The 11,808-nt window shown below is 31.4% G+C and carries 9 protein-coding genes and 1 rRNA gene; 1 reads left to right on the plus strand and 9 read right to left on the minus strand.

Annotation, left to right across the window (positions count from 1 at the left end):
- Positions 1–89: 89 nt before the first annotated feature.
- The 8 genes from RR409_RS09040 to dpaL all read right to left on the minus strand — a co-directional run bounded on the left by RR409_RS09040 (position 90) and on the right by dpaL (position 9,834).
- Entirely contained in the window at positions 90–1,286 is a 1,197-nt protein-coding gene (locus RR409_RS09040; RefSeq protein ID WP_332557417.1) for an ABC transporter permease, read from the minus strand.
- On the minus strand, positions 1,279–2,010 hold the full coding sequence (locus RR409_RS09045) for an ATP-binding cassette domain-containing protein (protein ID WP_332557418.1): 732 nt from the start codon (positions 2,008–2,010) through the stop codon (positions 1,279–1,281). The genes RR409_RS09040 and RR409_RS09045 overlap by 8 nt, the downstream gene beginning before the upstream one ends.
- A gap of 154 nt (positions 2,011–2,164) precedes the next feature.
- Positions 2,165–2,554 carry a DUF805 domain-containing protein gene (locus RR409_RS09050; protein WP_332557419.1) on the minus strand — a complete coding sequence of 130 codons (390 nt, stop codon included), beginning with the start codon at positions 2,552–2,554 and terminating at the stop codon, positions 2,165–2,167.
- A 140-nt stretch (positions 2,555–2,694) separates the two neighbouring features.
- Complete coding sequence (locus RR409_RS09055) at positions 2,695–3,303, minus strand: DNA-3-methyladenine glycosylase (RefSeq protein WP_332557420.1); 609 nt, start codon at positions 3,301–3,303, stop codon at positions 2,695–2,697.
- Between the two features lie 321 nt (positions 3,304–3,624).
- Complete coding sequence (gene megL, locus RR409_RS09060) at positions 3,625–4,824, minus strand: methionine gamma-lyase (protein WP_332557421.1); 1,200 nt, start codon at positions 4,822–4,824, stop codon at positions 3,625–3,627.
- 399 nt (positions 4,825–5,223) lie between these two features.
- Positions 5,224–6,789, minus strand: a complete 1,566-nt coding sequence (locus RR409_RS09065) for a sigma 54-interacting transcriptional regulator (RefSeq protein WP_332557422.1) — start codon at positions 6,787–6,789, stop codon at positions 5,224–5,226.
- Positions 6,790–7,338: 549 nt separating this feature from the next.
- Entirely contained in the window at positions 7,339–8,550 is a 1,212-nt protein-coding gene (locus RR409_RS09070) for a YgeY family selenium metabolism-linked hydrolase (RefSeq protein WP_332557423.1), read from the minus strand.
- Between the two features lie 60 nt (positions 8,551–8,610).
- Positions 8,611–9,834, minus strand: a complete 1,224-nt coding sequence (dpaL, locus tag RR409_RS09075) for a diaminopropionate ammonia-lyase (protein ID WP_332557424.1) — start codon at positions 9,832–9,834, stop codon at positions 8,611–8,613.
- Positions 9,835–10,115: 281 nt separating this feature from the next.
- On the opposite strand from dpaL, the gene RR409_RS09080 reads away from it, so the two are divergent.
- Positions 10,116–11,504, plus strand: a complete 1,389-nt coding sequence (locus RR409_RS09080) for a pyridoxal-phosphate dependent enzyme (RefSeq protein ID WP_332557425.1) — start codon at positions 10,116–10,118, stop codon at positions 11,502–11,504.
- A 128-nt stretch (positions 11,505–11,632) separates the two neighbouring features.
- Here the strand turns inward: RR409_RS09080 and rrf are convergent.
- A 5S ribosomal RNA gene (gene rrf, locus RR409_RS09085) occupies positions 11,633–11,750 on the minus strand.
- Positions 11,751–11,808 lie beyond the last annotated feature (58 nt).

Raw genomic sequence — 11,808 nt, forward strand, 5'->3', positions numbered from 1 at the left:
TAGTTACTCATTATAATAGTATTAAAATAAAAAGTTAGATTCTAATTTAAAAAACTACTACATTTAATATCCCATAATAATACATATACCTATGTTCTAAATATAACTTCTTCCTTATTAAACATGGCCCTTGCTATTAATAGTGATATAACTATATAAACAATTGTCCAACCCAAAGTAATTCCTATATGCGTATAGTTGTAGATTCCTATTATCAGTTCCTTAAGAAGGCAAACTACATTTGCTAGGGGTATATGGAAGTACATAGTTGAAATGTTTTTAACATCCAACATATAGGTTGCGTATATAGGAATTATTCCAATAACAGTTAGAGGTGTTATATATGTTTGTGCTTCTTTGAATGATCGTGCATAAATACTTATAGCAAGTTCAAGCGCACCAAAAACCATAGTGGTTAACACTGCAATAATAAATATAAACACAAAAGTCTTATAATCTATTGTCAAGGCTGCAGTTGTGGAACCACCGCCTGTAAATAATGAGGAGTCCATCATAAAGGAAATGTATAGTCCTATTAATGATGCTAAGGCTGTAATTATTCCAAGTAAAGTAATAGCTAAAAACTTACCATATAATAGAGCCATTCTTCCTGCTTGAGTAGTTAAAAGTGGCTCTAAAGTTCCTCTTTCCTTTTCACCGGCACCTAAATCTGTGGCTGCAGGTATTGGACCTGTAATGCAATACATTACTAAGAGAAGAGGTAACATCATTGATAGCATCATCGTTGAAGCTCCATTTTCCTCTCCCGTTATAGTTTTCTGCTCTACACTAATAGGTGTTAGCAAGTTCACATCAATATTTCTTAAGTTTAATCTATTTGAAACTACCATCTGCGAATATTCTTGGATAAAGCTTTGTACATTTGCTGCTACAATAGAAGATGTTTGACTTGCATTATCTAGTATTAAAGTTACTCCTACTTGTTGCTCATTTTTAATTTTCTCATCAAAATCCTTAGGAATTTCAATGGCTACAGAGATGTTTCCATCTTTTACATCCTTTTGAACATCCTGAGATTCAATTAAAACTACGTCCTTTTGAGTCCTTATAAATTCTGTCAAGGAGCTGCTTCCTGAATCTACCAAGGCGATTTTCATATCTCTCATAGCATCTTCTGTAGTCTTAGATATGCCTTTACCCAGCACTGAAAACATAATAGGAAATATTATCAATGGTATCAGGATACTTACAAGTATAGTTTTCCTGTCCCTAAAAATATCCATCAGCTCTTTTTTGAATACAAGTCCTACTATATTATTATTCATGAGCTCCACCTCCGATTAAGGAAACAAAAACTTCTTCTAAGTCTTGATTATTATGTTTTTCCTTAAGTTCGCTTATAGTTCCACTATCTATTATTCTTCCTTTATTTATTATAATTACCCTATCACAAAGTTTTTCAACCTCTGTCATGCTATGACTAGAAAAAATAATGGCTTTTTTATCCTCTTTACACTTAAAGATAAAATTTTGCACAACTCTAGATGCAGTGACATCTAATCCGATAGTTGGTTCATCAAACAACATTACCTTTGGATTATGTACGATAGATCTTGCAATAGCTACCTTTTGCTTCATACCTCTTGAAAACTTCCCAACTCTCCTATCAAGATACTCTTCCATGTCCAAAAGTTTGCTTAAATTATCAACACTGCGTTTTGCTTCCTCCTTAGACATTCCGTTAAGCATTGCAAAGTATGTAATGTTTTCTCTTGCACTTAACCTATCATAAAGTCCTACTTCCCCACCAAACAGTATACCTATTTCAGATCTCACTTTATTAGCTTCGTTAACAATATCATAACCATTAATTTTAGCGTTACCACTTGATGGCTTTAGCATGGTTGCTAACATTCTTAAGGTTGTAGTCTTTCCTGCCCCATTTTCCCCCAATAATCCAACAATTTCCCCATCTTTAACTGAAAAGCTGATATCATCAACAGCATGAACGTTCTTAAAACTTTTATTAAGATTTAAAATATCAATCATGAATGTTCTCCTTTCCCAAAAATATAAAATCAATATTTGTAATAAAGAATATTAAATACAATTTTATCACAATAACCATTGTTTTACATGACACTATTTAATTATTAACAAAAAATTATAGTGCAAATACTAATTTGCACTAAGTAGATTATATCTATTTATTTTTATTCATACCTTGTTTTCTTAATGAAATTGCACCATATTTATTTGTTCCTACTGTTCCTGTAATGGTTAATAAAATTAGAACCACTCCTATTTGAATATAAGGCAATGCAGATAATATGGCAAATGCTCCATTAAAATTTATATCATGAAGCCTTTTATAAGTAACAATCATTACAAGTAGTGTTATCACAACTTGTAATGTAAGTTTTGCAGATATCATTATGATACCAATAAGTTCATATCCTGCTTCAGCTACTATGCCTCCAATTAAATTAAGTGAATAATTTAGTATAAAAAAGGTCATGAGAAAAATAGCATTATACAGAAAGTATTTCTTTCTATTTATTCTGCCCTCTAAAAGAAATAAGTCATCGGTCATGTATTAAACACCTCTATATTGCATTTTTATAAGAAGCTATAAAATAGCTCCTAGTAAATATATTACACACAGATGAGGATTTATATACAGTTTTTACCATATAACTTCTAAATTTATTTATCACTTGCTTTAATGCATTCTTATTTTTTAGAAATGTATGGATTATCTTTTATATAAAATCTCCAGTGGTATTCTTTTGCTTCTTCTGCATAGTCAATACCAATTCTTGTAGTTTGTATGATTTCAAACTCTGGATCAATAGCTTCTTCGAGATATAGTACGTCAGATGCTAGATCCACTGCATTCAAACTTTTATCTAGTTTTAAGGCAGAGCATAATTTAGAAGGTCCACTAGTAAGATTTATAATTTGTTTTTTATTTAATTCATTATAGTTTTTCTTATATCTTATAATTGCCATATCTTCTAATCCTTCAACAGGCTCTAATGCTCTAATGAGTACAGCTTGAGGCGTACCTTGAACTGAAGTCACCACATTAAAGCAGTAATATAAACCATAAATAAAATATATATAGCTTATTCCACCTTCCTCAAACATTACCTTAGTTCTTTCGGTTTTTCTCCCTCCATAAGAATGGGCTGCTTTATCCTCAGGTCCCATATAGGCTTCAGTTTCAACTATTATTCCTGATAAAATTTTACCATTAATGTTATGTACTAATTTTTTACCTAAAAGTTCTTGAGCTACTATTAAAGTATCTCTTTTGTAAAATTCTTTATTTAGCTTCATCTTTACGTATACTCCTACATTATGTTTTTAATATATATTGTACATCCTAACTAAAATAAATATTCAGTAAGAAAAAAATAGAAGTATTTATAAATTTATTCTATAAACACTTCTATTACATGAGTATTTAATTTTAAAAAATGAATTTATATTAATTTTTTACTTCCAATTACGAAATAAAACAATTATACAATAAATAAGCTCACTATATTCCGCCGCCTAAAAAGTATATTTACTTCACCTAAATTAAATCCTTCTGCAGAATACACCCATACATTGATGAAAAGAAACTTATCTATCCTTGTTTTGGTTAATTATTATTTATAGTATTACATTTAGTGCCTGAGTTAAATCACTAATTATATCCTCTGCATTTTCTAACCCTACAGCTAATCTTACAAGATTGTCCTTAATTCCTGCTTCTAATCTCTCCTCTTGTGTATATGGTGAATGAGTCATTGATGCTGGATGTTGAATTAAACTCTCACAATCTCCAAGACTTACTGCTAATCTACAAAGGTGAGTATTATTAATAACTTTCTTTCCTTCTTCCACTCCACCTTTTATTTCGAAAGCAATTACTGCTCCTGGAAGACTCATTTGCTTATTAGCTAAGTCATATTGTGGGAAGCTTTTAAGTCCTGGATAGTAAACTTTCTCTACTGCAGGATGCTTTTCTAAGAACTCAGCTACTTTCATAGCATTAGCACAATGTCTTTCCATTCTTACTTCAAGAGTTTTCATTCCTCTAATTACAAGGAATGCATCAAAAGGACTCATTACGGAACCAGTCATATCTTTAACTCCAAATAATCTCACCTGAGTTAAGAATTCCTTATTTCCAACTACAAATCCACATACTACATCACCATGACCATTTAAAAATTTAGTTCCAGAGTGAATTACCACATCTGCCCCTAATGATAACGGTCTTGTAATATATGGTGTACAGAATGTATTATCTACCATTACTAAACAATTTTTATTTTCATGAGCAATTTTGCTTATGGCTTCAATATCTGCTATATCCAAATTAGGATTTGCAGGACTCTCTAAATATACAACTCTAGTATTAGGTCTCATTGCATTTCTAACATTTTCTGGCTCCCTAGTATCAACAAAGGTTACTTCTACTCCAAATCTTGTTAATCCATGACTTAAATACGCAAAAGTACATCCATATAGTGTTTTTGCTGCAACAATATGATCACCAGCTTTTAGTGCTGTCCATAAAGCTGAGGAAACTGCCCCCATACCTGAGCTCATAGACATTGCTGCTTCTCCACCTTCAAGTAAAGCAAGTTTCTCTTCTAACACAGTATTTGTAGGGTTTCCTAATCTTGAATAAATATAACCTTCTTCTTGTAAAGCGAATCTATTTCCACCTTGTTCAGCTGAGTCAAATACGAAAGTAGATGTTTGATGTATTGGTGTTGCTAAAGCTCCATATTGATCCTTAACAGTGCCACCATGAACAGCTCTTGTAGAAAATCCCATATCTTTTAATATATTTTTATCCATATTAATTCCCCCTATAGTTATAAATTTTATAAAATCTTAGTAATACATAACCATCTTCAGGCTCTGCGGTGTTCATTTACATATATATAACCTCCACACCTCATTACCTTGCTTCCTAATACTGATTGATTCTATTAAATTTATAGATATTTTTACTATATAACATAGCAATTTACATGCCAAAGATTTAAGACCATATCATTAAATTGCCAAAAACTTAATTAGTATGCTTATTTAGTGATTTGCATCAGTTTAAATATTTAGAATTCACAGAATAATCACTCCATAGTTCTCACTATAAACTTGTTAATGGCAATAATATTTACCATTAATGAAGTTTTCATGGCAAGTTATACTACCAAGTGGTTAGATAGCTTGCCATATTCTAAGAAATTCGAACTAGTATTTCTGCTTTAGTTTATATTTTTCAATCTTATTTAGTAATGAAGTGTGTGAAATACCAAGAGACTTAGCTGCAGATCTTATACTTTTGTGATTTTTCAATGCTTTTTTAATTTCTGATAGTTCAGCTCTTTCAACTACAATTTTTAAAGGTTCATTATCACATATTTCAGGTGTTCTGATAGTTATACATTCCCTTATATCAAAAATTAAATTCTCTAGTGTTAAACTATCACCTTCACAGATAATCATAGCTCTTTCCATAACATTTTGTAACTCTCTTATATTTCCTTGCCAAGAATACTCCAAAAGTTTATTTATGAATTCAATTTCTGCTCCTTTTATATTCTTTTTCAATGAAATGTTGAGTTTTTCAATAAAGTACATTACTAATGTTGGTAAGTCCTCTAAGCGTTCTCTAAGAGATGGTATGTACAGCGGTATTACATTTAATCTATAGTATAAATCTTCTCTAAAAGATTTTTCTTTTATCATTTCTTCTAAATTTCTATTTGTTGCTGCGATAATTCTTACATTTACTTTTTCTTCTTTATTAGAACCTATCTTTCTTATAATACCTTCTTGTAAAGTTCGTAAAAGCTTTGCTTGTAGTTGTAATGATATCTCTCCAATTTCGTCAAGAAATATAGTACCTTCATTAGCTTGCTTAAATAAACCTTCCTTTCCATTACTTAAGGCTCCAGTAAAACTTCCCTTTTCATATCCAAATAATTCGCTCTCAATTAAACTATCTGGTAATGCTGCACAATTTATTGCTACAAACTCCTTATTTCTTCTCTCACTTAAATTATGTATTGCCCTTGCAAAAAGTTCTTTTCCTGTACCACTTTCACCTCTTATTAAAACTGTGGAATTTATTTTAGCTACAGTAATTGCTAAGTTTTTAACCTTTTTTATGGCTTTGCTATTCCCAATAATTTCTTTAAAAGCCCCTTCTTCTGTAGATGAAATAACTTTAACCATCTCTATAGCTTTATTTACATCTCTTAACGAAGATACTCCCCCTAACACATTATTATCATCGTCCATTATAGGCATCCCGCTTATCATATAGTGTTTTTCAGTATTGGAATTTTTAACAGAAATCTCGATGTTTTTATAGTTCTTGCCTTGCTTAATTAAGTTTAAAATTCCTTCATCTTGCTTTAGAATAGAATTGATTTCTTTGCCTATTGCATTTTCTCTACTATATTCGAAAATTCCCTCACTATATCTATTAAAAATTTCAATTTTCCCTTTTTTATCAACTGCAATAATACCATCATCGACAGAATCTAGAACTGCGATCAATTTTCTTTCATTTTGTTCATAATATAGCAATTCAAGCTCTTTTACTTCTATAACTTCTTCTAAGGTGTAGAACTCATTAATTAGGTATTCTTTCTTACTTCTGTGGGTATCTTCTATCTTTACGCAAACCTTTGTTGGAAATACTTCTACAGAAGTTAAGCTAATATTTGCCTTATATATTTTTTCTAGAATTTTTAAAGTTACTCCTATTTTATCTTCTGTTATTATTTCAAACCTAATATACCTTTTCATATTTCACCCATTTCATTTATTTTCATTATTTTAAGTAATTTTGACTATAAACAAGTTCATTTTGGTAATTGGTTTTTGATGGAGATTTGACCAATCAAGTATTCTTTGTTATAACAAAGTCCATTTGCTACACTAAAATCTAACTTTTAGCACAAGCTTCTCAGCATAAGCTTGTTTAAGCGCTTAAACTTGTTAATGGACTCATGAGGATAGAAGAATTATCTTTCCAAAATATTATTAAACTATAAATACTTATGACCTGAAAAAATACTACATATTTTAACCATTATCTTAAGATTATTATAATTGAATACTTGTTTATAGTGAAGAAACTTTTGTTAACTCTCAATCAGTAAAATAATCTATTACTATTTAAATGAATAAGATATATTATATTTTGCATATAACTGCAAACACTTAAATTTTACTTTAAAATAAAATTATAAATTATTAAACCATTTAAAAGTACACCTTAGGTAATTAGATGTATCTAATTACCTAAGGTGTACACAATGACTTTTATAATCTTATAGTTGAGAAAGCTTTGAATTATTTTACGTGGTTTTCTACATACATAAATGGAATTACTGCATACATAGCAGCGCATTGTACTAGTTCATCTTTGAAAGTCTTTTCATTTGGAGCATGCGCTTGGTCTTCGTGCCCTGGTCCAAAACCAATACATGGAATTCCATAACGTCCCATTATCGATACTCCGTTAGTTGAGAATGTCCACTTATCAACCAACGGCTTTTTATTGAACAAACCTTCATAGCAATCTATTGCATTCTTGCAAATTGAGTGATCTTCTGGAATAACCCATGTTGGGAAGTAGCTTTCTGTAGGGTAAACTAACCCAGTATAGGCTGGTCTTTCGTAAGTATACATTTCCACTCGAGCTTTTGCTGCCTTAACCGCAGGCAATCTTCTTATTTGTTCTAAAGCATACTCAAAAGTTTCTCCATCAGTAAGTCTTCTATCTATTGAAATTCTACAGCTATCAGCCACTGCACACCTTGAAGGTGATGTAAAAAATATCTCTGATACTGTGAGAGAACCTTTGCCTAAGAATATGTTGTCTATAAGATTCTCATGAAGTGCTCTTAATTCATTAAGTATTGGAGCCATTTTAAATATAGCATTATCTCCTCTTTCAGGTGCTGAACCATGACAACTTAATCCATTGGTTGTAACTTTTATCTCCATTCTACCTCTGTGGCCTCTATATATATTGCATGAAGTAGGTTCAGTAATCACAACAAATTCTGGTTTTATTTTGTCTTCTTTTATTATATATTGCCAACAGAGCCCATCACAATCTTCTTCTTGTACAGTACCGGTAACTATCAATGTAAAATCATTCTCTAACCCTAGATCTTTAATAATTTTACCTGCATATACCATGGAAGCCATACCACCTTCTTGATCACTTCCACCTCTGCCGAAAATTTCATTTTCATTTTCGTCCCCTTCATATGGGTCAATTTCCCATAAATTTATATCCCCTACTCCAACTGTATCAATATGAGCATCCATTGCAATAATATGCTCTCCATGTCCAATATAACCCAAAATATTTCCCATTGGATCAATTTCTACCTTGTCAAATCCTACTTTTTCCATCTCTTCTTTTATTCTAAGCACTACATCCTTCTCATTACAACTTTCACTTGGTATTCTTATCATGTCCCTCAAAAATTTAGTCATATCCTCTTTGTAATAATCAGCCTTTTCTAATACCTTTTGAAAATCAATTTTCATCTTTCTTATCTCTCCTTTAAGAACTTATTTTAAGTGGAAAATCCACGTAGTTACAAAACTTTACTGAAATGAAAATTCTCCATCCCAAACTATTTTGCGATAATTAATTGGATCAGTGTCTCCTTCAGTACTAAAAATTAATACTACAGAATTTTTATCTAGATTTAACATCTCTTTTATATACTTGTATCTAGGATTATTCATTATAATTGAAAGTAATCCCACACCCACACCTGCTGACTCACCAGCAATTATTCTTTCATCTTCTCCTATAGGATTACCAAGAACTCTCATACCATGAGCAGTTACATAGTCTGGACACTTACAAACTCCATAGGCAAAATCTCTTATTATTTCCCATCCAATTCTTACTGGTTCCCCACATGCAAGTCCTGCCATAATACTTTCTAAATCTCCATCTACTTTATGAGGTTTTCCATCATTAATCTCAACAGATTTAAAATAACATGCCGCATTGGTTGGTTCCATTATAGTTGTAATTGGCATTTCTCCACTATAAAAGTTTGCTATTGCCCCTATAACACCTCCAGCCATAGCTCCTACCCCCGCTTGAACAAAAATATGAGTTGGTCTTTCCACATTTAAATCTAATAATTGCTCGATGGCTTCTATACCCATAGTAGAATACCCTTGAAGAATAGTCTTAGGAACTTCCTCATAGCCTTCCCAAGATGTATCTTGAACTATATACCATCCATTCTTATTAGCCATTTTATTTGCATATCTCACAGTATCATCATAGTTGAGATCTGTAACTATAACTTCAGCTCCCAAAGCTTCAATATTTCTAATCCTACTTTTAACTGTTCCCTTTGGCATATATATGAATGCTTTAAGCCCTAGTTCATTTGCTGTCCAAGCTATACCTCTGCCATGGTTTCCATCAGAACAAGTTACTAATATCATATCTTTAATTTTTTCTTGTACACTTTCGGATTTCAGATAGTCAAAAGTAATCTTGTCCACTTCAATCTCTAATTGATTACAAATTAGCTTTGAAACTGCATAGGTAGCACCTAATATCTTAAACGAATTTATATCTCCTCTTTTTGCTTCATTCTTTACAAATATTGATTTTATTCCTAAATGTTCAGATAGATATGTTAAGTGAACTAAGGGAGTGGCTTTACAATGAGGTATACTATCATGAATCTGTCTTACCTTTTTTAGTTGTTCTCCAGATAGAAATTCTGGACAATTATCTTTTAAAGGATTGTGTCTTTTGTTTAAAATAAATTCAATGTTATTCATTACTTCTGACATTTGCTCATCTCCATCTTCTTTTATGAAATCAACTAATTAATACATATGCTTTTTATATAGGTTTATTCATAAAAACAATTCACAAACTTAATAATTCACTTTACTATTTTATTAATAATTATATTTGCGTGAATAATGTTTATGATAAAAGCTTTATATTGATATCTTTATATTGAAATTTGAAATACAAACCTACCTCTAAGGAGTCATAATATAAGAATTTCATCATATTTATTTACCGTAGACAAACAAATCAATATATAAAAATGGGGGTAACTTAGATGAAAAATTTAATTTGGGGACCAACTTTCAACGAAATGTTAAATCCTGAAACTATAAGGCCTGATATCAGAGAGAAAGCACTTAAAGCTTTAGAAGAAGATCCACTTAATCCTATCAATCTTTTTAACGTAAACTTTACGGATCACAAAGGAAACTTAAGCTATTTTGTGGTTCCAAAAGAAATTACTGGTGTGAAAGCTAACATAGTCTGTTTATTAGGAATGAATTTCCCTACAGGAAGTCATAAGGTTGGAGCAACTTACTCAGTGACTATGGAAAAACAATTAAGTGGAGAAATAATTCCTGGAGAACATACTATTGTTTATCCTTCTACAGGTAATTACGGTATAGGTGGTTCTTGGACAGGTCCGCGTATGGGATACGATACAAAGGTAATTCTACCTGAGTTAATGAGTCAAGAAAGATTTGATAAAATTGAATACTATGGTGCAAGTTATATAAAAACTCCTGGTTGTGAAAGCTCTGTAAAAGAAATCTATGATAAATGTTGGGAATTAAAAGGTGCAAGTGAAAAGAATTATATTCTAAACCAATTCGAAAGTTTTGGAAATTACATGTTCCATTATTTTGTTACCGGAAATACTATCGGAAAAATATGTGAAGATTTAAAAGAAAAAGGAATTGGTAATGGAAGAGCCGCTGCTGTAGTTTCTTCTATGGGTTCTTCAGGAACAATTGCATCTGGAGATAAAGTAAAGCAATTATTCCCTGAAGCTAAAATAATTGGACTTGAACCAATACAATGTCCTACACTATATAATAATGGATATGGTGATCATGACATTCAAGGTATTGGTGACAAACATGTAACTTGGATTCACAATGTTATGAATATGGATGCCATGATATGTATTGATGATATGGATTGTAAAAAAGCTCTCCAAGTATTAACTGATGATGTAGGTAAGGATTATTTATTAAATGAAGTGGGACTAAGTAGTGAAGTTGTTGAACAGCTTTCAAAGATTTTTGGTATCTCTGGAATCTGTAATATACTTGGTGCAATTAAAACTGCTAAATATTACGAGTTAACTGAAAAGGATAATATATTTACTATGGCTACCGATAACTTTGATAGATATTACTCCGTAATGGATCAGATTACTGAAATGTTTGGCCCATTAACAACTACTGAAGCTGCAGTAAGATTTAATTCCATATTTAAGGGCGTTAAGCTCGACTATATTGAAGAAGGAACTATGATGAACAAAAAGAGATGGCATAACCTAAAATATTACACTTGGGTAGAACAGCAAGGTAAAACAGTGGAAGAATTAAATGCTCAAAAGAGTCAAAACTATTGGATTGAAAAACAACAACAAGTTGCAGAAATCGATACAAAACTTAAAGAAGCTAGAGGTTTTTAGAGTTATTGATGAATTATCATTGTATACCAAAGCCTACTTATTAATTTTAGTAGATTAAAATATATAATATAGTATAAAAAAATAAAACATCAAGCATTTGCTTGATGTTTTTCATCTTTTGGATTAATACCTGGCGACCACCTACCCTCCCACAAGGCTTCCCTTGCAGTACTCTTGGCCTCCTATTGCTTAACCTTCGTGTTCGGTATGGGAACGGGTGTATCCAATAGGAGCATCATCACCAGATGTAAATTTCATATAATCTTCGCATTACCTCGTCAGCTTCAGTCTCTTCGGTGCTCAT

The organism is Clostridium sp., assembly GCF_036642255.1.
GTDB lineage: Bacteria > Bacillota > Clostridia > Clostridiales > Clostridiaceae > Clostridium_J.